The 26,779-nt window shown below is 34.5% G+C and carries 15 protein-coding genes; 11 read left to right on the top strand and 4 right to left on the bottom strand.

The genetic code is table 11. The features are described 5' to 3' along the window. Positions 1-118: 118 nt before the first annotated feature. The 7 genes from AC5LXV_RS12090 to AC5LXV_RS12060 all read left to right on the top strand — a co-directional run bounded on the left by AC5LXV_RS12090 (position 119) and on the right by AC5LXV_RS12060 (position 19,405). On the top strand, positions 119-3,847 hold the full coding sequence (locus AC5LXV_RS12090; protein WP_493466575.1) for a DUF4132 domain-containing protein: 3,729 nt from the start codon (positions 119-121) through the stop codon (positions 3,845-3,847). Positions 3,848-4,255: 408 nt separating this feature from the next. Beyond that, positions 4,256-7,990 (top strand): DUF4132 domain-containing protein, encoded by a 3,735-nt coding sequence (locus AC5LXV_RS12085; RefSeq protein ID WP_493466574.1) that lies wholly within the window; start codon positions 4,256-4,258, stop codon positions 7,988-7,990. A gap of 631 nt (positions 7,991-8,621) precedes the next feature. Further along, on the top strand, positions 8,622-12,437 hold the full coding sequence (locus AC5LXV_RS12080; RefSeq protein ID WP_493466573.1) for a DUF4132 domain-containing protein: 3,816 nt from the start codon (positions 8,622-8,624) through the stop codon (positions 12,435-12,437). Beyond that, a complete protein-coding gene (locus AC5LXV_RS12075) occupies positions 12,431-13,528 on the top strand; it encodes an ATP-binding protein (protein ID WP_493466572.1) in 1,098 nt (365 codons plus the stop codon). Before AC5LXV_RS12080 ends, AC5LXV_RS12075 begins: the two co-directional genes overlap by 7 nt. A gap of 9 nt (positions 13,529-13,537) precedes the next feature. After that, the gene (locus AC5LXV_RS12070; protein WP_493466571.1) at positions 13,538-16,093 is read left to right on the top strand and encodes a DUF5682 family protein; all 2,556 of its coding nucleotides are present in this window, start codon (positions 13,538-13,540) and stop codon (positions 16,091-16,093) included. 7 nt (positions 16,094-16,100) lie between these two features. Next, the gene (locus AC5LXV_RS12065; RefSeq protein ID WP_493466570.1) at positions 16,101-17,276 is read left to right on the top strand and encodes a VWA domain-containing protein; all 1,176 of its coding nucleotides are present in this window, start codon (positions 16,101-16,103) and stop codon (positions 17,274-17,276) included. Further along, positions 17,273-19,405 (top strand): YehQ family protein, encoded by a 2,133-nt coding sequence (locus AC5LXV_RS12060; protein WP_493466569.1) that lies wholly within the window; start codon positions 17,273-17,275, stop codon positions 19,403-19,405. Before AC5LXV_RS12065 ends, AC5LXV_RS12060 begins: the two co-directional genes overlap by 4 nt. 295 nt (positions 19,406-19,700) lie before the next feature. Here AC5LXV_RS12060 and yccS read toward each other — a convergent pair whose 3' ends face one another. From yccS to lexA, 3 genes are all read right to left on the bottom strand, one after another. Beyond that, complete coding sequence (yccS, locus tag AC5LXV_RS12055; protein WP_493466568.1) at positions 19,701-21,845, bottom strand: YccS family putative transporter; 2,145 nt, start codon at positions 21,843-21,845, stop codon at positions 19,701-19,703. 429 nt (positions 21,846-22,274) lie between these two features. Beyond that, positions 22,275-22,652 (bottom strand): hypothetical protein, encoded by a 378-nt coding sequence (locus tag AC5LXV_RS12050; protein WP_110433178.1) that lies wholly within the window; start codon positions 22,650-22,652, stop codon positions 22,275-22,277. Positions 22,653-22,703: 51 nt separating this feature from the next. Beyond that, positions 22,704-23,330, bottom strand: a complete 627-nt coding sequence (lexA, locus tag AC5LXV_RS12045) for a transcriptional repressor LexA (RefSeq protein ID WP_110423130.1) — start codon at positions 23,328-23,330, stop codon at positions 22,704-22,706. A gap of 314 nt (positions 23,331-23,644) precedes the next feature. On the opposite strand from lexA, the gene coaE reads away from it, so the two are divergent. The 4 genes from coaE to tsaD are packed head-to-tail and all read left to right on the top strand — an operon-like array spanning position 23,645 to position 26,243. Further along, positions 23,645-24,259, top strand: a complete 615-nt coding sequence (gene coaE, locus AC5LXV_RS12040) for a dephospho-CoA kinase (RefSeq protein WP_110433179.1) — start codon at positions 23,645-23,647, stop codon at positions 24,257-24,259. Next, entirely contained in the window at positions 24,252-24,989 is a 738-nt protein-coding gene (locus AC5LXV_RS12035) for a cell division protein ZapD (protein ID WP_493444952.1), read from the top strand. Before coaE ends, AC5LXV_RS12035 begins: the two co-directional genes overlap by 8 nt. 25 nt (positions 24,990-25,014) lie before the next feature. Next, the gene (yacG, locus tag AC5LXV_RS12030; protein ID WP_110423133.1) at positions 25,015-25,233 is read left to right on the top strand and encodes a DNA gyrase inhibitor YacG; all 219 of its coding nucleotides are present in this window, start codon (positions 25,015-25,017) and stop codon (positions 25,231-25,233) included. Continuing rightward, positions 25,233-26,243: a tRNA (adenosine(37)-N6)-threonylcarbamoyltransferase complex transferase subunit TsaD gene (gene tsaD / locus AC5LXV_RS12025; RefSeq protein ID WP_110433181.1), complete on the top strand. Its 1,011-nt coding sequence runs from the start codon at positions 25,233-25,235 to the stop codon at positions 26,241-26,243. The genes yacG and tsaD overlap by 1 nt, the downstream gene beginning before the upstream one ends. Positions 26,244-26,341: 98 nt before the next feature. On the opposite strand, the gene AC5LXV_RS12020 is transcribed toward tsaD, so the two are convergent. Next, positions 26,342-26,671, bottom strand: a complete 330-nt coding sequence (locus tag AC5LXV_RS12020; protein ID WP_110433182.1) for a DUF4282 domain-containing protein — start codon at positions 26,669-26,671, stop codon at positions 26,342-26,344. Positions 26,672-26,779: the final 108 nt, after the last annotated feature.

Here is a 26,779-nt window from a genome sequence, read left to right as displayed (position 1 = left end):
TGATATATAGCATAGTTATTATCAAGTATAAAAAACTTTTTGAAAATAACAAATCGCTATGAAACCCAATTAAAAATGGATATCCCAGATTTAAATCTTAATGGGAGAACAAAGGAATATGAAAACAACTGAACAATTATCAATAAACTCAAATGGTTCTAAACAGTTAATCAATACTATCTTTAAACCATTAAGTGAATTAGACAAATCTTTACCAGAACGGGTCACACAATATATCTTGCATGGTGATGAAATTGATGTGTTGGCCGATTTTGATAAACTATGTCAAAAGTCAGCTAATGTTGATAAAATTTTTGAATTATTGCGAGGACCAGCTGCCTTTTATAGTTCATATAATTATAAAAAGATTCATCCGTTGCAAAAAGCGCGCATTAATTTTTATAAGCTTTGGACGGATGCCTATACACCAGAACAAATCATTCGATTTGCCCGATTTTCTGCTATTTTATTTGATCATTTAAATCATATTAAACGCATAAGCGAACAAATTCCTTCTTGGCTTATGTATTTGTTATATGATGGACTGATTACTACTTTACCTTCTTATAGCGAAAACAAATATAAAATTGATGACCGTGAAAATTGGTCAATCCAACAATTGCATCATTTTCTTGAAATTGAACAAGCAGGATTAGGCGAAAAGTTGCTGTTCGCGATTTTTGACCGTCAAAATATTTTTGAAAGTTCTTTGCGTGATTTTCAATATTTTACTCGGTTAAATGGATTATTGACTTATATTCAAGAACGCATTGAATTATTTAAGCAACTCCCTTCACTCGGTTTAGCGCCTTTAGGACAAGTAGAACAACTTAAATACATTCAACGATATCCAGAACTTAAGCTGCAACTGGTTGATTTTATTGCCATGCAGGCGCTAAATACTTGCAAGCAGGTGAGTCAATTAGCTACACGAATACTATTTAACTTACCACATGAGCTGATTCAACCTCAATTACAACACTTTTTAACTTCAGGCTCGGCTAAAGAGCGTGCTAATGCAACAATATTGCTTTCTCGAATCATTTCTGAACCAACAATTTTACAACAGGCTTTAGCTATTGAAACCAATAAAACAGTTATTGTAGCCCTTGAAAGTGCCTTATCGAGATTAGAAACTGCCAATGCAGCCAAACAGCAAGCTGATTTAGTTATTCCTAGTTTTGACCCATTAATTGACACGCCATTGCCACTAAATGCTCGTGATGTTTTACAGCAAAATTATGACGAGTTTATGAACGAATGTAAAAAATCGATGGAAAAAGAAATTGAGGAAAATAAAGAAAATAATAGATCATGGGATTATCATCAAAAACGTTATAAATTGATGAACACGGTAACATCAAAGTCTATTGACTACATATTTGATTATTTGAATGGTAAAATTGATCGTTCAGCATTATTTGCAGAATTAAACGAAAAAATTGATTTACGTTATTTCCTTCCAAAAGATCAATTAGCAAATTTACCCGGATTTTCTTTGTTTCACTTATTCCGAATCAAACGGTTAATCGATCGTCGAGATAATATTTGTTTTTTTGAAGGAATATATCCATATAACGACGTTATTATAAACTTCGATTTAAGACAAATAGCTGATGTTATGGTAAAAATCAAATTTCGGCCTCACGCCGAATTTACAGTTGCTTTGCCGTTTTTAACCAGTGATGTTTTTCATGACGTTTATGCCAATGAACCTCATAAATTATGGGCTTTTTTTGCTGAAAATGAATTTATAATTGATCAAGCATTAGGTTTTACTCATGTACAGATCCCTAAGGCAGCTTATGAGCGTATTGATAAAGTTAGTGCCATAAAAATATTACAATTTTTTCCAACTATTCCAACGAAATATGTCGCTTACCTATTTGACCTAGCTTTAGATAAAAGTAAACGGATACGTTATGCGGCGCAAGATGCCTTAAAGCGGATCCCCAATATACATAATCAAGTTGAAAAAGCCTTATCTTCCTCAAAACAAGAGGTGCGTATTGCCGCTGCAAATTGGCTAGCTGAGTTAGGCCAAAAAAGCTCGATAAATGCATTAAATAGTGCGCTAAAAAAAGAGAAATGCGAAACAGCACAAGCAGCAATATTGGTTGCACTTGAAAAAATTGGTGAAGACATAAGTCAGCACTTAACCCCGCAAAAGTTATTGGCTGATGCCCAGAAAGAGTTAAATGGTAAAATACCAAGCAACCTTAATTGGTTTGATTTTAACTTAATACCAGCTTTGACTTGGCAAAATGGTAAGGCAGTTGATCCACAAATTATTGAGTGGTGGATCCGATTAGCAGCTAAATTAAAAGATCCGGCTAATTGGCTGTTAACTATTTATAATCGATTATTAAGCACCCAAAGTCAACGCCAATTAGGCGAATTTATTTTACGAAGTTTCATCAATCAAGATACCCGAACACCAACATTGGAAGAGGCTGAAGCCAGAGCTAGTTCAGAAGCCGATAAACGATTGCAACAATATATTAGAGGTTATCAGATTTATCCGCAAATTTATTCTAATTATAAGAATGTTACATATGAACAAGTTTTTGATGAAATTAAAAAAGAGACATTAACATCCTATCTTGGCTCAGCGATTAAATCAAAAGGGATATTAGCATTAACCTGTAGCATTGAAGGCCCTGTTGCTGTATCAATATTAAATAGTTTTATGAAAGATCACTATCTACGTAGCTCACAAATTGAAGCGATGCTTGAAGCACAGGCAAACAGCGATGATCCGCTGATCATTCAATTATTAGTATCATTAGCACGTCGCTATCGAACGGCGTCCATTCAAGAAAAGGCCAGATATTTAGTAGAGAAGATTGCTCAACGCAGTGGTTGGACAGTAGATGAACTAGCCGATCGCACGACATCAACCGCAGGGTTAGATGATAATGGTTTGTTAATTCTTGATTATGGTGAGCGTACCTTTACTGCTAGTTTTGATGAGCAATTTAAATGGCAATTGACAAATGCTGAGGGAGAAAAAATCAAAGCATTACCTGAAGCACGTAAACACGAAAACCCAGAATTAGTCAAAGAGGCAAAAAAACAGTTTAGTAACAGTAAAAAAGAACTTAGCCAATTACTCAAAATGCAAATTAGCCGTTTTCACGAAGCCATGTGTGCTCAGCATCAATGGCGAGTAGAAGATTGGCAAAAATATCTGCAATCTCACCCAATTATAGGACGGTTTATTCAACGTTTAGTGTGGTTGGAATTAGACAGTAATGGTCAAATAGTCAATAGTTTTAGGCCAACAGAAGATGGCTGTTTAATAACTAATCAAGATGAAGAAATCTTACTTGATCAACATAATTTTATTACCGTTGCTCATTCAGTGTTGCTTTCAAGTGAAGATATCTCGCAATGGCAAGCGCATCTTAAAGATTACAAAGTAACTTCATGGTTTGACCAGCTAAGTCATCCATTACCAGATATTAACAAATTTAAAGATGGCGAAATTGATGATCGTTTAGGCTGGTTAACTGACAGTTTTACTCTACGTGGTATTTTAACGAAATTGGGTTATAAGCGAGAAAATCTTGAAGATGGCGAGTGTTTTATGGACTACCATAAATACTTTGGCAGTTTAGGTATTTATATCAATATTGAATTCAGTGGTAGCACACTACCTGAAGAAAATATTCCAGTTATACTCTATAGTCTTTATTTTAGCAATAAAACGTCTTTCAAAGATAGGGCAATTGCACTAGATAAACTACCTAAAGTGTTATTAGCTGAAGGTTATGCTGATTATATGGCAGTGGCAAAAGCTTGTAGTGGTTTTGATCCTAATTGGAAAAATAAATTAAGATGGTAAAAATCGCAAAAATATATTGCACAAGTCATTGTTAATTGCTTTATAGGCTAGGTTAACCTGATTTAGAGTGATTAATATTTGAATGGATTTATAGTCTGCTTGATTTGCCTAATTTTTTGCTCAAAGTAATCATGACCGTAAAAATCGACATTAATAGCATCACGTCAGCGTTATTAGCTGAAAGTTTTGTTGATTATATGTTGATTGCCGATGCATCAAGCAAATTTGATTTAGATTGAAAGGATTAAAGATGTGAAATCAGAAACAAGCAATACGATTAACTGCACAAGAACGTTTATCTGGCGTAGTTATTATCAAACATCATTTTTTTAGCAATGTTAAATCACTATAACAATTGATTATAAATAAATACCAAAGATTTCAACCTTAATGGAAAAACTAAGGACTATGAAAAAAACAGAACAATTCTCAACAAGTCCATTGATATCTGACCAGTTAATTACCACTATCTTTAACCCATTAAGTGAACTGGATAAATCTTTACCAGAGAGGATCACGCAATATATCTTGCATGGTGAAGAACTTGCTGTGTTAGCTGATTTTGATAAGTTATGCCAAGTGCCGAATAACTTTACCAACATTTATGAATTATTACAGAGACCAGCAGAATTACATAATGTAGATTCTTATGTCAAAATTCATCCGCCATTACAAGCTCGCATTAATTTTTATAAACTTTGGACGGATGCTTATACACCAGAACAGATAATTCGATTTGCCCGAGTTTTTGCTACTTTATTTGACCATTCAAGTTTTATTAAACATACAAGCGAACAACTCCCATCATGGTTTATCTGTTTGTTATATGATGGACTCATTACTACATTATCTTGTCCTAATTGGCACAAAAAAGAAATTGTTGAGCGTGAAAATTGGTCAGCACAACAATTACATCAATTTCTTGAAATTGAACAAGCAGGATTAGGCGAAAAGTTGCTATTTGTGATTTTTGACCGTCAAAATGTTGCTGCTGATCGTTCTGATTTCTTCCGAAATTTTACTCGGTTGAATGGATTATTGACCTATATTCAAGAACGAATTGAATTATTTAAACAACTCCCTTCACTGGGATTGGTGCCTGGGGGGCAGGTAGAACAACTTAGATATATTCAACGATATCCAGAATTTCAGTTACAACTGGTTGATTTTATTGCCATGCAGGCGTTAAATACTTGCAAACAGGTGAGTCAATTAGCCACAGGAATACTATTTAACTTACCACATGAGCTGATTCAACTCCAATTACAACACTTTTTAACTTCTGGCTCGGTAAATGAGCGTGCTAATGCCGCAATATTACTTTCTCGAATTATTTCTGAATCGACAATTTTACAGCAAGCTTTAGCTAACGAAACCAATAAAACAGTTATTGCTGCTCTTGAAAGTGCTTTATTGTGCTTGGCAAGCACCAATGCAGCTAAACAGCAAGCAGATTTAGTTATTCCTGAATTTGAACCAATTAGTGACACACCATTGCCAATAACGGCACTTGGTATTTTACAGCAGAATTTCGACGAATGCCTTATCGAATATAAAAAATTGATGGAAGATGAGCTAGAGAAAAACCAAAAAAATAATACATCATGGCAATATCATCAAGAAAGTTATAAACATCTGGAAACGGTCACATTAAATTCTCTCGATACTATCTTTGATCATATAAATGGTAAAATCGATGGCACAGCATTATTAAAAAAACTTGGTAAGCGTATTGATTTTCGAATTTTATTTACCAAAAATCGACTAGCAAATTTACCTGAATTTTCTTTATTTCATTTATTCAGAATGAAAAAATTAACTGGTCCTACAGATAGTATTTATTTTTTTAAAAAGTTATACAATAACTATGAGGTGGTTAAAAATGCCGATCTTAGACAAATAGCGGATGTTATGGTAAAACTCGATCCCAATAAAAAATTTGTATATACAATTGCTCTGCCATTTTTAAACAGTGATTTTTTTTATGAAATTTATGAAAATGAACCACATAAATTATGGCCTTTTTTTGCTGAAAATGACTTTTTGCTTGATCAAGCATTAGGTTTTGCACCTTTTCAAATCGATCCGTTTTTTGTTCGTTTTATTGATAAAATTATTACCATTAAAATATTAAAGCTATTTCCAACGATTCCGATTAAATATGTCGCTTACCTATTTGAGTTAGCTTTAGGCGAAAGTAAGCAGTTACGTTATGTAGCGCAAGATGCTTTACAACGGATCCCTAACATACATCATCAAGTTGAACAAGCCTTATCCTCCTCTAAACAAGAGGTGCGAATTATTGCAGCTAATTGGTTGGCTAAGCTAGGACAAAAAAGTTCGCATAAGGCACTAAATGATGCACTAAAAAAAGAGAAACACAAAACATTACAAGCGGCGATATTGGTGGCGCTGAAAAAAATTGGTGAAGACATTAGTCAGCACTTAACGCCGAAAAAGTTATTGGCTGATGCCCAAAAAGGTTTAGAAGGTAAAGTGCCAACCGAACTAGATTGGTTTGATTTTAACTTAATTCCCTCATTGACTTGGCGTAATGGTAAAGCAGTTGATCCACAAATTATTCAGTGGTGGCTCTGCCTAGCGGTCAAATTAAATGATCCAGCTAATGCGCTGTTAGCTATTTATAGTCGATTGTTAAGCATCCAAAGTCAGCAACAATTAGGCGAATTTATTTTACAACGTTTCATTAAGCAAGATACGCTAAATCCAACGTTAGAAGAGGCTCTAGCCGTAGCTAGCTTACAAGCCGATAAACGCTTGCAAGAACGTATCTTAAATTATCAGAACTATCCAGAATTTTATCGTCACTATAAAGATATTACTTATGAGCAGATTTTCGACGAAATTAAACAAGAGACATTAGCAACCTGTTCTGGTTCAGCCATCAAAACAAAAGGAATATTAGCGTTAATATGTGGTATTGAAGGTCGAATTGCGGTATCTCTCTTACGCACGTTCATGAAAAACCATTATCAACGTCAAGCACAAATTGAAGCGATGCTTGAAGCGCTAGCAAACAGTGATGATCCGCTGATCATTCAACTATTATTATCATTAGTATCCAACTATCGCACAGCATCCATTCAAAAAAAGGCCAGATATTTGGTAGAAAATATTGCCAAGCGTTCAGGCTGGACTATTGATGAACTGGCTGATCGCACCATATCGACGGCAGGGTTAGATGATAATGGCCTGTTAATTCTTGATTATGGTGAGCGTACTTTTACTGCTAGTTTGGATAACCAATTTAAATGGCAATTGACAAATGCAGAGGGAAAAAAGATCAAAGCATTACCTGAAGCAGGCAAAAACGAAAACCCTGAATTAGTCAAAGAGGTAAAAAAACAGTTCAGCAATAGTAAAAAAGAGCTTAATCAATTACTCACTATGCAAATTAGTCGTTTTTATGAAGCCATGTGTGTTCAGCATCAATGGCGAGTGGAAGATTGGCAACAATATCTGCAATCTCACCCAATTATGGGACGATTTATTCAACGTTTAGTTTGGTTGGAATTAGACAGTAATGGTCAAATAGTCAATAGTTTTAGGCCAACAGAAGATGGCAACTTAATAACTAATCAAGATGAAGAAATCTCAATTGATCAACATCATTTTATTACCGTTGCTCATTCAGTATTGCTTACAAGTGAAGATATAGCACAATGGCAAGCGCATCTTAAAGATTACAAAGTAATCTCCTGGTTTGACCAGCTTAGTCATCCATTACCGGATATGAACAAATTTGAAAATAATATCATTAATGATCGTTATGGTTGGTCAATGGACAGTTTTACCCTACGTGATATTTTAACCGAATTGGGTTATGAGCGTGAAAGTGCGCAGGAGGGTGAAAGCTTTTTTTGTTACCACAAATACTATAGCCGTTTAAAAATTTATATCCATATTGATTTCAGTGGTGGTATGGTACCTGAAGAAAATATTCTAGCAGTACTTGATAGACTTTATTTCAGTAAAACACCGGGTTATCATGATGGCGTAATTAAGCTAGATAACCTGCCGAAAGTGTTATTAGCCGAAAGTTATGCTAATTATATGGCGGTAGCCGACGCATCCAATGGTTTTGACCCTAATTGGCAAAATAAAGTGATATGGGATACATGATCAGAAGTCGAGAGAGAAAGTTATTGTTGATTGCATTGCGGGTTTATATGATTTAGAACAATCAATACTTGAACGGATCTGTCAGTATGTTTTATCAGTCAAAGATCTCAAGGTTGTTGAAGATCTTAGGTATAGTTAATTTTATGGTTATTAATTAGGCTAACAACATTTTTTTAATATGACATCTTGTGAAAATAAACGAGCAAGGTTTATTGTTTTATATGATGTTTCACTTACCTTTTTGCGCAACGATGGGTTGGTAAACGATCTATCTATTAACATTGAATTAAATTTGCTATTTGGTTGGCGTGATTGAAAAGTCCAAGGATAATTTTATATAAAGTATAAAATTAGAGTGTGATTATCAAAACTGATTTTAGTCTATAAAGATATTGCCAATCGAAATTGATAGATAAGACAGATTTATGAATTACTATTATTAAATTAAGCATAAACAGCATAATTGTTAGCTAAAATCCCAAGTGTATTAAAAAGAGTTATCTTAATAACAATGGCATTTAGTGTGATTAAAAGTTCAAATTAAATTTGAACTTTTAATTATATAACATTATATTTATTAATCAGTTGGAAATGATTTTAATGTTCTAATTCTCAAGGAGAGTAAAGCAATATGATAGATATAAAAAAATTCATACCAAGAAAATTAATGCCCAATAAATTATTTTCTAAAGAATTAATTTCAACTCTTTTTGAACCCCTAGAAAAACTTGATAAAAAATTACCATTACGTATTACACAATATATCTTAAAGGGAGAAGATCCAAGTGTGTTGGTAGATTTTGATAAAATGTGTCAATCATCCGATACCGCAGATAAACTTTATGAATTATTAAATAGACCTTGTGAATTAGATTGTGGACATTATCATAACCATATTTCTTCTTTAGAAAAAACACGCTTTGCTTTTTACCGACAATGGACTGAAAACTATACGCTCGAACAGCTAACCCGATATGCTCGAGTTTTAGCCACTTTATGTCAGCATTTACCGTTTATTAAACTCTCTACTAATCAATTACCCGCATGGTTTATCTATTTGTTATATGATGGTTTAATTAGTACATTGCCATATTTTAACAAAGATAATAAGAAATTTGATGAACGCAAAAATTGGAATATCGAACAATTACATCAATTACTTGAAGGTGAACAAGCTGGTTTAGGCGAAAAGTTATTGTTTGCCATTTTTGATCGTCAGAATGTACAAATTAGTTATTACAACTACTTTGAATATTTTATGACAATAAATGGCTTATTATCGTATATCAAAAATCATATTGAAATATTTAAACAATTACCAACACAAGGGTTGGCCATTTTAGGGCAATTAGATCAATTAAACTATATTTACCAACACGATGAACTGCGGTTACAGTTAATTGATTTCATTACTATGCAATCGTTGAGTACTTCAAAAAGAGTGAGTCAATTAGCAACAGAAATGCTACTTAGTTTACCAATTACTTCAGTTGCACCTCATCTACAGCATTTTTTAATTTCTGGTTCAGTTGATCAACGTTGTCGTGCAGTAGTATCACTGTCGAGAATGTCTGTCGAACCGACAATTTTACAACAGGCGTTAGCTAACGAAACCAATAAAAAGGTGATTACCGCAATCGAAAGCGCTCTATCACGACTCGAAAGCGCTAACAGTGTCAAACAACAGACAAATTTAGTTATTCCTGAATTTCAACCCTTTACTGATACTGAGTTACCAATAAATGCGCGCGATATTTTACTGCAAAATATTGAAGAATATATTATTAAGTATGAAAAATTAATGCAGAATGAGTTAGAGGAAAACAAAAAAAACAGAACTAATCAGGATTATTATCAAAAAAATTATAAATCATTAAAGAAAATTAAATCGCATTTTTTGGATGATATTGTTGCTTATCTGAATGGCAAAATCGAATATTCAACACTTCGTACACATTTTGATAGGGATACAAATTTCAAATTTTTACTTACTAAAAATAGGTTACAAAGTTTACCCGAATTTACTTTGTTTCACCTTTTTCGAATATATCGATTAAAATATCGATTCCAATATAACTTGGACGGTAAAAGTAACTCTTATAGCTTGGACGCTAGTTACTTTCTTGAAAGAATATACAAAAAATACGACTTTATGAAAAAACTTGACCTTAGACAAATTGTTGATGTCATAGTCAAGATTGAAAGCAATGAGAATGTCAAATATACTGTTGCTGAACTATTTTTACATAATGACACCTATCACGATCTTTATATAGATGAACCTCATAAACTTTGGGCATTTTTTGCCGAAAATGAATTTTTGCTAGATGAAGCATTTGGTTTTACCCCTCTATCTAATGACTGGTATAATTCCCATAATCGCGATAAAAGAAATAACGCCGACTGGTATAGTGTTGATGTAACTAGCGCCATTAAAACATTACAATTTTTCCCTATTATTCCAGCCAAATATGTTACCTATTTATGTGAATTAGCTTTAGAGGGAAGCAAATCGATTTGCTATGTTGCCCAAGATGCCTTAAAACTGATCCCTAATATACATAATCAAATTGAACCATCTTTATCGTCCGCAAAACAGAATGTCCGTATTGCTGCAGCTAACTGGTTGGCTGACTTAGGACAAAAATCTTCTATTGAAGCTTTACATGTAGCCCTGAAAAAAGAAAAACGTGAAGCTGTACAAGCCGCAATCTTAATTGCCCTACAAAAAATAGGTGAAGACATCAGTCAATATTTAACGTCGAAGAAGTTATTGGCCGATGCCCAAAAAGGTTTAAAAGGTAAAAAGCCAGCAGAACTTGAATGGTTTAATTTTGACTTAATGCCATCTCTGACTTGGCAAAATGGTGATGAAGTTAATTCTCAAATTATTGAATGGTGGGTATGGTTAGCGGTTAAATTAAAAGATCCCTCTAATTCCCTGTTAACCATTTATTCTCGTTTGCTTAGTCAATCAAGCCAACAAAAATTGGGCGAATTTATTTTGCAAAGTTTTATCAAACAAGATACCCGAACAGCTACCATAGAAGAGGCTGAGGTTAAGGCAAATTTATTAGCTCCTCAACGTTTTCAGGAATATAAAGGGTATTACAAGCGATATCCGGAGTATTATGCTAATTATGCAAATATTACTTATGAACAAGTTTTTGAAGAAATCAAAAATGAAACGCTATCAACCTACTATGGCTCAGCGATTAAAGTAAAAGGGATATTAGCTTTATCCAGTAATGTTGATGGACGTGTAGCTGTTGCACTATTAGCCAGTTATATGAAAGATCATTATCGACGTCGTGCACAAATTGAAGCTTTACTTGAAGCGTTGGGAAACAGTGATGATCCATTGATTATTCAACTTCTACTATCCTTAGCACGTCGTTATCGAACTACATCAATTCAAGAAAAGGCGCGATTATTAGTAGAAAATATAGCCCAGCGTAAAAGTTGGACTACCGATCATTTAGCCGACCGTACGATATCAACGGCCGGTTTAGATGATGATGGGCAATTGATCCTTGATTATGGTGAGCGTACTTTTATTGCTAGTTTGGATGATAAATTTAAATGGCAATTAAAAAATGCTGATGGCGTTAAAATAAAAGCTTTACCTGAAGCCCGTAAAACCGAAGATGCAGATCTAGTTAAGGAAGCAAAAAATCAGTTTAAAAACAGTAAAAAAGAGCTTAGCCAATTACTTGATATGCAAGTTAGTCGTTTTTATGAAGCAATGTGTACTCAGCGTCAATGGAGCACAGAAGATTGGCAAAAATATTTGCAATCCCATCCTATTGTAGGACGGCTTATTCAACGTTTAGTTTGGTTGGAATTAGATAATGATGGTCAAATTGTAAATAGTTTTAGACCAACGGAAGATGGTAGTTTAATTAACAATCAAGATGATGAAATCGTTTTAGAACCCAATCACTTTATTACACTCGCTCATTGTGCATTAATGTCAAATACTGATATTGAGCAATGGCAATCGCATATTAAAGATTACAAAATAAATCAGTTGGTTGAACAATTTACCCATAAATTACCGGATATTAGTAAAATGAAAAATGATGTAATTGATGATCACTTAGGCTGGATGACTGACAGTTTTACTATACGCGGTATATTAACTAAATTAGGTTATAAACGAGATGTTATAGAAGATGCGGGGTGGTTTGAAGGTTATCATAAATACTTTGCAAGTATTGGAATTTATATCAACATTGAGTTTAGTGGTAGTTTTGTACCTGAAGAAAATATTCCAGCAGTGCTCTATACAGTTTATTTCACTGAAAATTCACGTTATACCGATAAAGTCATTGCTCTCGATAAATTGCCGCAAGTGTTACTTGCAGAAGGTTATGCTGATTATATAGCTGTCGCTAATGCGTCAAGCGGATTTGAGCCAAATTGGAAGGAAAAATTAGAATGGTAAATCAGAAACAAGCAATTCGCTTAACAGCGGAAGAGCGTTATGAGCAAGAATTGGCAACATTAAGCAAAGTCGATATAGACAATAATAAACCACAAGGTTGGCTTTTATCTCCAAAATCAGTTCGTCAATTTATTTTAGGTAACGAATCTTTGGGAATTAGCCGAAAATTTTTTGGTGATGACCCATTAGTTGACCGTGCAATTGTATCACTATTAGGAAAACAAGGTTTAATGCTAGTGGGGCAACCCGGTACAGCAAAATCCATGTTATCAGAATTATTAGCAGCAGCGATAAGTGGTGATTCAAATCTGACCATTCAAGGTACTGCTGGTACTAATGAAGATCATATTCGTTATTCGTGGAATTATGCACTATTACTTGCTGAAGGCCCCACTAAACGGGCTTTAATTGGCTCGCCAGTTTATCAAGGTATGCTACAAGGTAAAATTGTTCGTTTTGAAGAGATAACCCGTTGCCAACCAGAAATTCAAGATATGCTGGTTTCAATTATGTCTGAAAAACAAATGATGATCCCTGAAATGGGGTCTAACCGTGTTATCAAAGCTAAGCCCGGATTTAATATTATTGGTACAGCAAACTTACAAGATCGTGGTGTGCACGAAATGTCAGCCGCGTTAAAGAGACGTTTTAATTTCGAAACGGTTAATCCTATAACCGATAAAGATTTTGAAATTGAATTAATCCAACGGCAACTTAGTCAAGAATTAGGTGATTTAAAAGCACAAATCACTGTACCTATTGACGTTATCGAACTATTGGTGACGACATTTCAAGAGCTTAGACAGGGGCAAACGTCGGGAGGTGCCAAATTAAAAACACCCGATGCAGTAATGTCCACCGCCGAAGCGGTAAATATTGCCTATGCATCAGCATTAGATGCCCATTATCTTGGTAATGGGACATTAACAGGTGAACAGATTGCCAAACAGTTGATTGGCGTTGTTTTGAAAGACAATGCGGATGATATTAAAAGAATCCAATTTTATATGGATAATGTGGTACGAGAGCGGGCTAAAAAGTCTGATATCTGGCGTAGTTTTTATCAAGTATCAAAAACTTTTTGGAAATAACTAATTGCTATGACAATCAGCCATTCATTATTACCGGAAAGGTTATCAAAAGCGTTACAAAGTCTCAAAGCGCTACAGTTACAGCATATCTACTTTGCGCCAGTGCGTCATCATAGCCCTGCCTGTAGCTATGCACTAAAACACTTAATTGAAGAAGTCCAGCCAACACACATATTGATCGAAGCGCCATCAAGTTTTGCTACTATCATCGATCAACTGTTACATAGTGACACTAAGCCACCTATTGCTGTGCTATGCCAAACCGAAATAAGCTCCTTTCAACCAACCACGTTACTAGACACAACAGAAGATGATACCGATAATTTAACACCTGAATCAATAACCTACTCAGCATTTTATCCATTTTGTCACTACTCACCAGAGTGGTTAGCAATGCAGATGGCAAAAAAGCAGCAGGCTAATATACAATTTATTGATTTACCATGGAATTTACAAACGGATCTAAGTATCGATTTAGAGCAAGATCGCTCGCTACTTTCTGAAACTTATCTCAAACATAGTCAATATATTCAATGTTTAATGCAAAAACTGCACTGCCGAGATCATGACGAAGTCTGGGAGCATCTATTTGAATTAAAAGATTATGAGGAAATTGCTGATTGGCAAACGTTTTTTGTTGATACATTTATTTGGTGCGCCATGTCAAGGCTCGATTATAGTCAAGAGTCGCTAGCCGCTGAAGGATCGGCACAACGTGAACAGTATATGTTATCTGCAATTGGTGAGCTAAAAAAATCTAATCCTAAAGCCAAAATTGTTGTGGTAACAGGAGGCTTTCACACTTTAGCGTTAGTTGAAGGATTATGGAAAAATCGGCTGATATTACCGAAAAAAGCTGACATGACACAATTTAATCGTCAACAAAAAAGTGGTGATAAAGATCAGACATGGTTAATTCGTTACAGTTTTGATCGCCTTGATGCCTTAAATGGTTATGCATCCGGTATGCCTTCACCTGCGTATTATCAAACAACGTGGCAATCGATGTTGGATTATGATAAGACTGCTAATGAAGAGCAAACGGGGCGAGAAAATCGCCAAAGACAAACTTTAACTTTACTGTCAGAAATTACCGATAAATTACGCCAACAATCAAACTATAATAATTTAACAGGATTTGTGCCGTTAAAATCAGCCATAGAACAAGCCATATTACTTGCTGATTTGCGTGGGCATAATGGACCAGGACGATATGATTTACTCGATGCCATTCAATCTTGCTTTATTAAAGAGAGCATTGATAATGCGCGTAGTGAGTTTTGGTTAACAATACGAGATTGTCTATCAGGCAATTTACTGGGCGAAGTACCAATCGGAATAGCACAACCACCACTGGTTAATGATGTCTATTTAACTTTAAAAAAATATCGTTTCAAATTGGATGATACCAATCAAAAACTCACTCATATCGATATTTATCGTAAACCTGATCATCGACAACGTAGTCGTTTTTTACACTTGATGACTTTTTTAAAGGTCGGTTTTGCTAGTCGAGTTGATGGTCCTGATTACATTCATGGTCAACGTTTAAATGTGATGTTTGAAGATTGGCGTTATGCTTGGACACCAATGGTGGAAGCGAGATTGATTGAGTTATCACAAAAGGGAACTAAGCTGGAACACATTGCCATAAGTAAAATGCAAATGGACGCCAAACAATTTATACAAAATAACATGGTGTCAGCAAGTTTACTGGCGGTTGAGCAGTTAACGCAAGCGGCGTTAATGGGGCTAGATGATTATTTTAACCATATACTTGATAATCTAGCTGATTTCATTCTAAGTGAAGGTGAATTGGATTCACTCATTCATTGTGGCCATCGTATGGTTTACTTGTGGCAAGGGCAAACTTTTTTGCAACTTAAAGCGACATCGACATTACTTACTTTATTAAATAAAATTGTTCAACAAGGCTTTTTTCTATTAAATAAATTAAAACAACCAGAAATTGAGCATCAACAGCAAAATTTGCAAATATTACTTTCGTTTAGAGACTTATTAAACTATTTGCCAGATCAACTTGATATTAAACAACTTAAGCAAGATTTTTACCAGAATCTGCATCGTTTACAATCTGAGTTAAATGAGGTCTCATTAATCCGAGGAGCAATTGATAGTATTAGCTATTTGGATTCCTATTTTAGTCAACAACAATTGGAAGAAAATATCAATATCAATTTTAGTTTAGCTACGCAAAATGAACAAACTATTAACTATTTTATTGGCATTATGTCATGTGCGCCAGAATTGGTTATCCATTCATCCATCCTATTAGACAGTTTAGATAAATTACTGATAGATTGGTCAGCAGAACAGTTTATCAAAATCTTACCTGATTTGCGTTTAGCTTTTAGCCAATTAAATCCAAATCAAAATGCCTCCTTGGCAGAAAAAATTGCTAAAAAATATCATATTACTGATGCTGATTTGCATCTTCAACAATATCAATTTAGTGAAAGTCAGCTACAAAAAGCACTCTCGCTGGAATTGTCAATTAACGAACACATAAAACAGCAACTACTCATCGATTGGTTCAAACACTAGGTATTGCATGAATAACGATAAACAAACCAAAGAAGATAGCAAACCAGACGAACAAATTAAGCGCTGGCGTTTAATTTTAGGTCAATACGCAGATGAACATCTCAATCCCAATAATGATTTAAATCCCTATGATCGGCAAATTGATCAAGCCTTAAATTATCTCTATCAAAATGAATATCGCTCTCGAGGTTTATTAACTAAGGACGAAAACGCTTCAAAATCAAAATATGGAGGTAAAGATAACTCGGTTTACAACACTGTAAATTGGTTAAGACAGACACGCAAATTATTTCCTAAAAGTACTTTTGAACGAATGCAAAACCAAGCAATTGAACGATATGAATTAAAAGGTATTTTAAACGATCCAGATGCAGTGAAAGTGTTACAACCCAATTTCAATTCAGTAAGACTATTAATGAATTTACGTGGTAAGCTCAATAACAGTGTGCAAGAAGAAGTAAAAGCGCTTATCAAAAAAGTAGTGGATGAAATTCTGCAAAAAATTAAGACGAGTTTTATTAATGCGTTGACTGGCAAAAAAAATCGATTTCGACGTTCATTAATTCAAAGCAATCAAAACTTTGATTGGCGAGCAACCATTAAAGCTAATTTAAAACATTTTGATCAGGATAAACAACGCATCATTATTGAAAAAGCCATCTTTAACTCTCGCGCTACTCGCCAACTTCCTTGGGATATCATTTTATGTGTTGATCAAAGTGGTTCAATGGATACCTCCATTTTCTATTCGGCTATCTGTGCCAGTATTATTACTCAGTTACCAGCTGTTAACTTACATTTATTGGTTTTTGATACTCAAGTGGTGGATTTAACCCATTTAGCGAGCGATCCAGTTGAAATACTGATGACAGTACAACTCGGTGGTGGTACCAACATTGGCTATGCATTAAATTATGCGGAACAAAAAATAACTAATCCATCGCGTACAATTATGGTTGTTGTCAGTGATTTTTATGAAGGGGTGAGCTTAACCAATCTTTATAACACCGTTGCGCGCCTCAACGCTAATCGCGTTAAAATGCTTGGCTTAGCCGCTTTAGATTATGATGCAACTCCGGTTTATGATCTGCAAGTATCCCAACAACTGGCTAATCGAGGGATGCAAATTGCGGCTTTAACACCCGAACATTTTGCTACTTGGCTTGCAGAGGTGATGAAATGAGTTGGTCGCAAATCTACTTAAATTACGATCAAGATGCTTTAGCTGTCTATGCTAACGTTGGCGTCATTCGACGTGCATTTAAAGATATTCAAGCCAATAAAGTCCAATTAATCGAACACCAGCAATCACATCTGTTATTCGAGGTTGATAGCCAACAAGTCAAACTGACACCACAAGGCATCCAAACGGCTAACTGTAGCTGTCCAGCCAGTGAACATTGTAAACACATAATCGCTGCTGTGTTATGGTTACAAGAAAATCCCGTTATTGATCAAGTTGCTGCTAAAGCAAATAGTGACACATCTAATCAGCCAATTGAATCCTCTAACCACTATAGTGATCCTTTAGCCGAACTATTAACAATTGATAGTAACCAATTATTTAAAACAGTGGGTAAGGCCAATATAAGATTAGCCTATCAACTTTTATTTGATTGGTTACAAAACGATGCGGTCAGCGTGCAAAAGCAGGGCGTTCAACTTCGTATTCAAGTTCCACTCAGTACTACACCAATTATCTATACAGCGGGTACGGGATTTGCTGGTATCATTTCTGAATTACCAGATAAGCAAAAACAGGCAGTACATTTAGCGGTTATTGCTTATCTATTTCAACAGAATCAAAAAAACTGGCAATGGCCAGATCAAATTATTACCGAACATCAGCAAAATAATCAGCAAGATCAGCTTAGTGATGATGAAATTCTCTTGATTAAACAGGTGCAGTCACAGATTAACTCATTGATACAACATGGTTTGTCTCATGTTAGCAAAAGTCAATCTAACCAGCTACAGCTACTTAATATGTCCGCCAGAGCACAAGGGTTACCTATGTTAGCCGCTATGCTTAGGCAAATTTGCCAGTTAATTGAATTACAAGTTAATCGACATTTTTCTATTGAAGAACAAGATATTTTATTACTTTTAGCCCGTTTAACCGCGCATTTGCAAATACTATTAAATAGCCACGGTCAACAGCTTACAGATATGCGAGGTAATCAAAAACGCCAATATCAAACCAAAAATCAAACGTTAGATTTATTGCCACTAGGTGGTTATTGGTGGCAAAGCAAAACCGGTGCTCAAGGTGCCACATTCTACTTTTGGCAACCTGAGGATAATCAGTATTACCAAACAACAATAGCCAGACCCAACGATGCCGATATCAATTTCTATCGCGAAGCGATCTGGCAAACTGTCTCTCTATGGCAATCAATACCAAATATGCTGATGAAAAGAGGGTTTACCTTGCATAATCCACGTCTAGCTGATGGTAATAATTTATCTGCTTTGGGTTCTAATGTAACGCTAAAGAATACCGGTTGGAGTGATCAGGATTATCAAGTGTTTCGCACCACTAATGGTTTTCATGATTGGGCAGAGTTGTCCGATTATCTGCAAAAAAATGATGTAAATGATTCTCTGTTTGACAATATATTGGCTATTCATATCACCAATTCACAAAAACCAGAATTAGATGAAATTAGACAATGCCTAGTATGGTGTATTAAAGATAATAAAAATAATCAACTACAATTGAGACTATTTTGGGATGGTATAGATGAGCAGCGTATTAGAATATTAAATTGTTTTTTAAAAACAGAACATAAACCTTTAACTGTCTTGGTAAAATGCATAAAAAATGATAATAATTTAGATCTAGAGCCTTTTGCACTTTTTTATCAAGAGTCGCAAACCAAGCAGATTAATTTACTATATTTGGATTTTGATAACGAAAGTTTATTTGTTAGAAATAATACCCCCAAATTTTTCGAAAAATTCAATCAACTATTTGAAAAACTAAAATTATCAAACAAGAAAAAGCTCAATACGCAAATTGCTTACCAACAAGATCCTATTGCAACATATATTATAAAACCAACCCTAACCTTACTTGAAGCAATAACCAGTTCTGGTCGGCTAGTATTATCTAGTAGCGATAAACAAAAAATCGAGGTGTTACAATTTCACTGTAACTCACTTGGGTTAACCACGCTAAGCCATACGCTAAATAAACTAACACAAAATCAACCAATAAAAATTGACCATATTCTACAAATGGCATATCTCTGCCATTTAATGAGCAAAACTCATTATCAATTGCCAATAGTATTAATGGATGAATTATGAATGGCTGATTTAATTAGGGGAATGAACAAATAAAAGAGCAATTATATGAAATGATCTGTCTATAAACTAACTAATCAAGATATTAATTACCATTTGCTTTGCTAAATTTTGTCTACCGTTAATAAATAATTTTATAACGGTATGGACTTATCAATATTTTTGCAAGATTATTAGATAGATTATTGCAAAATACCATACTATTTATCCTTAATTGGTTCATAATGTTACTATTTTATTTGATAATAACTATCCCAAAATAACTCTTTCTTTATTAAGGAAGGTCAAAACAATTCTATTAAGCTGTTTGATTACTCAATTTACCAATAAGAGACATTATTTCTGGCAAAATATCTAAAATTAAAGCTAATTGCTGCATTACCAGTAGATCATTATTGATTTGATCATCATTGAATGACAATGATTCAATATAACTGGTAACCACTTTTTTTAGGGCTTGATATTCACCATCGATTTTTTGACTACTTAAAATATTAATTATATATACCGACACATCATCAAAAAGCTCAAGCGTGTGGGTAGAAATACTTTTATCGCGATGAGCACCGAGCGTCGATAAATAACTAATAAACGTATGATTAAGTGTTAATAATCGGAAACCTTGTTCAATGACATCTGGTTTTACATGAGGCTCTTTGGTCATTAAGCTGATTAAGGATGATAAATCGGCATTACTGTCATGAGCAGCTCGTCGCGCAACGCGATATTTAGGATCATTGGTTTTGCCAGATACATATTGGCTTCCAATTAACGCTAAGTAATGACTATCATCATGGCAAACTCGATCGAGTAATTTAGGCAAATTTCTAAACTTCCAATCCGGCCAAATAAAACTAACAGCCAACCAAGCAATAAAACAACCAATTAATGTCGCAATAATGCGCGAAATTGCTACCGAAATACTGCTTTCACCAATCAAACTAAAACTAAAGAACACCAATAAAGTGATAAAAGCGGTCGCATAGGCGTATTGTGAATTCTTAAATAAGAAAAACAACCAACCGGTCAAAATTATTAATACTAATTGCGCTTCAACACTTGGGAATAAATAAGTTAATGGGATACCGACAACAATGCCTAAAACCGTGCCGATCACCCGTAATTTTAAGCGGTATTTTGTGGTCGAATAGTTAGGCTGACAAACAAACAGGCTGGTTAAAATAATCCAATAACCATGAGAAAGATGAGAAAAGTAAATCACCATATAGCCAACAAAAAGTACAATACTCATACGAATTGCATGACGAAATAGTGATGATTTTAGCGTTAAATTTTGCTTAATTCTTGCAAAAATATCATGGAAGCGAGTTAGCTCTTCATCAATTAATTGATTATCTTCTTGTGCTTTAGACAGATGTTGCTCGGTATCAATATTGGCCAATAATAAATCGATGGCGAGTAAATTTTGGTGGAGATTTTGCAACGACTTTATTAATAACAAATTGGCATTAGATTGTTGTTGATACTGAACGATTGCTTCTTCTAAATAAGTAAAATAACGAGCAAATAACGGATCATGATGATAAGTTTGATTTAATTTAATCGAAACTGCCAGCTTGGCACAAGCTTTAGCTTGTAAATTTAAAATTCGTGCAAAACGAAATAATAGATCGCTATGCTTAAAGTGTTCACTGAGCGCTTGATAATCACCGTGAGATGAACTCGCTCGTTCATGAATATCTTGGGCAACAAAATAATAGCTTAACATTTTTCTGATATAAGCTTGTCCACGAAATCCCTTTAAACGATTAAACAGCGAACGCTTAGCATCGTTAAACACCTTAATCACTTGAGTGTTGCATTCCGTTAATTCAAGTGTTTGCCGTTTGAAACCTTCTGTTTCATCAGGATCGAACATGGCGGCTTTGGCATCAAGATAGAGTGATAGTTTTATAAAACAATTTGTTAGCGTTTGTTGAGTTGTGCGAATTGGTTGCACAATCGACTCAACTAATGAAACCACATTATACCAAAGAGCGCCCAATAGCAGAAAACAAGGGAGGGTATAGTTATCTTCAAACAGATTATGCCCAAGCATTGTATAAGCTGCAATCAACAACGAACCAAAAGCTATCACTCCGTAACGTTGCCCAAGCGATCCGAGCATGATGAACATAAATGTTGAACTCACTAGACCAACAATAAACAGTAAAGGAAAATCAAACAATAACTCGACAGAAAACGTTGCAATCGCAAAGCAAACTAATGTAAGCAAAATATTAATACAGCGACTCAACAAACGAGTATCAATTTCGGTCAATCCAGCGGCAACCACACCTAAAGTGACCGGAATCACCAACGAGACCGAACCAAAATACCATGGCACAAGTGTAGAGCCAGTTAAGCTCACCAGCATACGAATACTAAATAGCAAATTACTGCTATAAAAAACTTTGCGTAAAGATATGATAAAAGAATGCACGTTATCGAGTGTTCGAAGTGAATTAATATAATTAAGATAAGAATACTATAATCTTTAAATCAAACAAAGCTTCTTTCTTTTTTATCAGCTAATAATGATATCTTTAATTTATGATTGAATTATGAAACAACAATTAATTATTTAAATCTTATTTTATATTTATTACTGTTTTTATTACCTTCATAAATTTATTTGTATGTTCTATTTTAAATTATTGGATGTTTAAAAATTGATTGTTGTCATATTTAAAACCTTAATTTCACAGTAAAACTTCGCGATAATTTTTACAAAAGTTTATAATTCAAATAAAAAACGTTACTTCGTTTATACTAGTTAATAAGATTAAAGCGAAGCAAAAAAAGCCAATTGAGAGGTTGCAAATAAACATAGACAATGCACAGCATTGTCTGTGTTTCTATTTAAAAATGATCAGTTAATGATTAAATCATCAGCAGGAACGCCACCATCATGACTACCATTATCTTTGGCACCAGGTAACGCACGGGTGCGATCGATTGGTAAATAGTTGCCATTAGAGGTTTCGATTTGACATTCGCTCCAAAAAATAGAATATTTGGTGTTTGCATGCATACTTTCTCCGCGGAAATAACATTTTGCCGCATTGTACAAGTCATTTCGACAAATAAGCGCAATTAATAACCAAACACTAGCAACACCAATGGAAATCCATTTTAAGTTGTGCCATAAAAAAGACCAAAAACCCTGTTTTCGAATACGACAGTAAACGAAGACTAATATTATAACTCCAACGAATCCTAAAAATTCATATAACCAAAATAACCACATATTGTTATCTCCTAAGCAACAATTGGTAGTTATTTTATACTATCTTTTGGATTACATCCACGAACCATTACGAATAATACCAACAGCAATACCTTCAATAGCAAAACTCTGTTGTTCTAAATCGATATCGATTGGCGCAAATTCAGGATTTTCAGCAAGAAGTTTTACATGTCGACCCTTTTGCGATAATCGTTTAACCGTGACTTCGTCATCAATGCGTGCCACAACCACTTGACCATTTTTTACATCTTGGGTTTTGTGTACGGCAAGCAAATCACCATCTAAAATACCAATGTCTTTCATTGACATACCTTGGACTCTTAATAAAAAGTCAGCTTGTGGTTTAAATAATGCAGGCGACATTTGATAATGGCTTTCAATATGTTCTTGTGCCAAAATTGGCGATCCAGCGGCAACTTTACCAATAAGGGGGATGCCTTCAAATTCGGATAAGTTCTCAGGTTGTTCCAATAATAGACGAATACCTCGCGATGATCCGGCAATCATTTCAATCGCCCCTTTTTTAGCTAATGCTTTAAGATGTTCTTCAGCTGCATTAGCAGATCGAAATCCTAATTTTTGGGCTATTTCCGCTCGAGTAGGTGGCATTCCGGTGGTTTGAATGTTTTCCTTAATTAAATCATAGATTTGTTGTTGACGTTCGGTTAATGGTCTCATAATCAATTCCTGTTTTTATATACAGATATATGTGATTATATACAGCTAAATAAACAAAACAACTGTTTTATCTAATTTTTTTGTTAATTGATGGTAAAAATTACAAAAAAAATTAGATTTACGATTTAAATCGCAAAATGAAATGATATTTTTCATAAAAGTGCTTTCCCAATAATTATTGGGCTAGGTGATTAAATAGGCTGAACATACTTAGGACTATTGAAAAGCTTATTTCAAGGATAGATTGTTATATATTCTGTTGTGAAGTTGTATGTTATAATCTCCACCAGTTGTCATTAGTCGGAATCTAGATTATGTCTTATATTGTTGCACTTAGTGGTGGAATTGCCAGTGGTAAAACTACCATTGCCAATCTATTTGCTCAATTAGGTGTGCCAATTATTGACGCTGATGTAATTGCTCGTCAAGTAGTTGCAATAGGAACCTCTGCTTTGACGCAAATAGTTAAGCATTTTAGTCAAGAAATCTTGTTAGCAAACGGTGAATTGGATCGTAGTCAGTTAAGGGAAATTATTTTCAATAATGATCATGAAAGATTATGGTTAAATAATTTACTGCATCCTATTATTGCACAAGAGACGCAAAAACAGTTTGCCGAGCAAACTGCACCTTATGTGATTTGGGTAGTGCCATTATTAATTGAAAATAATTTACAACATTTGGCTGATCGAATTTTGCTGATTGATACACCGGAAGAGTTACAATTAGAGCGATTAATTAATCGAGATGGAATCAGTGAGTCATTAGCAAATAGAATGATAAGAACACAAGTTTCTTTAACCGATCGTTTGGCATTTGCTGATGATATTATTGTTAATGATGGTAATTTAGCCGCATTAACAGTTCAAATTGATCATTTACACAAGCAATATTTACATAACTCAAAAGTTAAGAATAGCTATGAATAACATTATTTTTGAACATCCATTAAATGAAAGAATGCGTACTTGGTTACGTATTGAGTTCTTACTTAATCAGTTATATTTAAATCGCCATTTTCAACAAGCTAATGCGTTATTGTTTTTTCATTTATTATCAGAATTGTTGGAAATTATTGAACGTAATGATATTAAAGGTGATTTACTTAAAGAACTTGAAGCCCAAAAGCAAAAACTTTTATCTTGGATCGAACTTGATGGCGTTAATAAAGAGTTACTTAATGAGATGATTGAAAAATATGATCTTTACTTAACTCAATTTGATTCAAATTTACGCTTAGGACAAGTTTTGAAAGATGACCGTTTTATCACGGCAATACGGCAACGTTTAATGATACCTGGTGGCTGTTGTAGTTTTGATTTGCCATTGTTCCATTTATGGTTGAACCAGCCTCAGGAAGTACGTAATACACAAGTTGATAAATGGTTGCAGAATTTTGCTTTGCTTGATGAACTTTTAAAAACATGTTTGCAGTTTATTCGGCAGTTAGGGGAGTTTCACTCCTTTATTTGTACCAATAACTTTTTCCAAGAAACCAATGGTGAGGTAAATTTGATTCGGATCCGTGTTGCTTTAGATAAAAATACGTATCCCCAAGTTTCTGGCCATATGTCGCGATATAGTATTCGTTTTTTACCCCTGCATACTGGCGATTTTACCAATAACGATGCAATAGAATTTGAACTTGCATGTTGTTAGCTTACTATTATTTAAGAATGTTCAAATGAATAACAATACCATTACAATTGTAAAGTGTCCTGCCTGTCACAAAGATGTTGAGTGGTCCGAAAAAAGTCCATATCGACCATTTTGTTGTAAACGTTGTCAACTAATAGATTTAGGTGATTGGGCTACGGAAGAGCATCGTATTGCTGATAAAGAACTTACTGAACAAGATCTTTGGAGCGAAGACGAGATTTCCGATCTAATGAGTAAACATTGATGAAGATTTTAGGCATTGAAACCTCATGCGATGAAACTGGCGTTGCCATTTATGATGACAAGCAAGGACTTATCGCAAATCAACTCTATTCACAAATTAAATTGCATGCTGATTATGGTGGTGTAGTGCCAGAATTGGCTTCGCGCGATCATATTCGTAAAACTGTACCATTAATTCAAGCAGCGCTAAAACAAGCTAATTTAACGGCGAGTGATATTGATGGTGTGGCTTATACTGCTGGACCAGGCCTAATCGGGGCTCTAATGGTCGGAGCATCAGTCGGGCGTTCATTGGCTTATGCTTGGGGAGTGCCTGCCGTTGCGGTACATCATATGGAAGGCCATTTATTGGCACCAATGTTGGAAGATAATCCGCCAGCGTTTCCTTTTGTTGCTTTGCTAGTTTCTGGTGGTCATACCCAATTAATTAAAGTTACTGGCATTGGTGAATATGCGCTTCTGGGTGAATCAATTGATGATGCTGCTGGTGAAGCGTTTGATAAGACTGCCAAATTATTAGGATTAGATTACCCCGGTGGCGCAAAATTATCCAAACTCGCTGAACAAGGGAATACCTCACGTTTTCATTTCCCAAGACCGATGACCGATAGACCAGGATTAGATTTTAGTTTTTCTGGTTTGAAAACCGCTGCGGCTAATACTATTAATCTGCAAAAACAGGATCTTGATGAACAAACTAAAGCCGATATTGCAAGGGCATTTGAAGATGCATTAGTTGATACTTTGTTAATTAAATCACGTCGTGCATTAGATCAAACTGGTTTTAATCGTTTAGTCATTGCCGGTGGTGTTAGTGCCAATAAGACCTTGCGTAGCAAATTAGCTCAATTAATGGCTGAACGAAAAGGACAGGTTTATTATCCGCGATTGGAATTTTGTACTGATAATGGTGCGATGATTGCCTATGCTGGTATGATTCATCTTAAAGCATCACAATTTGCTGATCTCGCCATTGAGGTTAAACCAAGATGGCCGTTAAGTGAATTGTAAACGATGAGTAATTTCTAAGTTAATAACTTAATGATTGAATTTATTACACTTTATTAGTGGGATTAGTGGGGAAACTTCCCCACTTACATCGTTTTGCATTATAGGTTTTTATTATCAATAGATTTGTTTGAAGCGAGTTTTTCGATATTTCGGTTAATATTGAATAATATAGAAATTAACTCATATCCAATACGAGTAAACACAGTACCTACAATAATTGTTAGGATGCCACTTATGATGCCCATTAGGCCAGAACCAAAACTATATCGCAATATAAAAAGACTAGAGAAGATTACAACCAGACCTGAAATTGCGATAAGAATTAAGCTTATCCAATAGACTATAGTAATAATTTTCGGCGTAATCATCTTGTTAAAAAAGAATAAGTCCTTAAAAGAAAGACCTTCGGTATCGATTATATTTTTCATTTTTTATTTCCTTAATTAAAAATTAATAATTTTATTACTTTCACTTTACGAAAAAAAACGATACATTTAATAACAATTGGATTAATAAATCAACGCTAATTTCAACAA

This window comes from Gilliamella sp. LMG 34359 (assembly GCF_984569085.1).
This window is presented reverse-complemented; position numbering and strand designations above follow the sequence as displayed.

Bases quoted from the DNA above. Each gene is read 5' to 3' on its own strand.
- AC5LXV_RS12090 (WP_493466575.1), top strand. From the start codon at position 119: ATGAAAACAACTGAACAATTATCAATAAACTCAAATGGTTCTAAACAG.
- AC5LXV_RS12085 (WP_493466574.1), top strand. From the start codon at position 4,256: ATGAAAAAAACAGAACAATTCTCAACAAGTCCATTGATATCTGACCAG.
- AC5LXV_RS12080 (WP_493466573.1), top strand. From the start codon at position 8,622: ATGATAGATATAAAAAAATTCATACCAAGAAAATTAATGCCCAATAAA.
- AC5LXV_RS12075 (WP_493466572.1), top strand. From the start codon at position 12,431: ATGGTAAATCAGAAACAAGCAATTCGCTTAACAGCGGAAGAGCGTTAT.
- AC5LXV_RS12070 (WP_493466571.1), top strand. From the start codon at position 13,538: ATGACAATCAGCCATTCATTATTACCGGAAAGGTTATCAAAAGCGTTA.
- AC5LXV_RS12065 (WP_493466570.1), top strand. From the start codon at position 16,101: ATGAATAACGATAAACAAACCAAAGAAGATAGCAAACCAGACGAACAA.
- AC5LXV_RS12060 (WP_493466569.1), top strand. From the start codon at position 17,273: ATGAGTTGGTCGCAAATCTACTTAAATTACGATCAAGATGCTTTAGCT.
- AC5LXV_RS12050 (WP_110433178.1), bottom strand. From the start codon at position 22,652: ATGTGGTTATTTTGGTTATATGAATTTTTAGGATTCGTTGGAGTTATA.
- lexA (WP_110423130.1), bottom strand. From the start codon at position 23,330: ATGAGACCATTAACCGAACGTCAACAACAAATCTATGATTTAATTAAG.
- coaE (WP_110433179.1), top strand. From the start codon at position 23,645: ATGTCTTATATTGTTGCACTTAGTGGTGGAATTGCCAGTGGTAAAACT.
- AC5LXV_RS12035 (WP_493444952.1), top strand. From the start codon at position 24,252: ATGAATAACATTATTTTTGAACATCCATTAAATGAAAGAATGCGTACT.
- yacG (WP_110423133.1), top strand. From the start codon at position 25,015: ATGAATAACAATACCATTACAATTGTAAAGTGTCCTGCCTGTCACAAA.
- tsaD (WP_110433181.1), top strand. From the start codon at position 25,233: ATGAAGATTTTAGGCATTGAAACCTCATGCGATGAAACTGGCGTTGCC.
- AC5LXV_RS12020 (WP_110433182.1), bottom strand. From the start codon at position 26,671: ATGAAAAATATAATCGATACCGAAGGTCTTTCTTTTAAGGACTTATTC.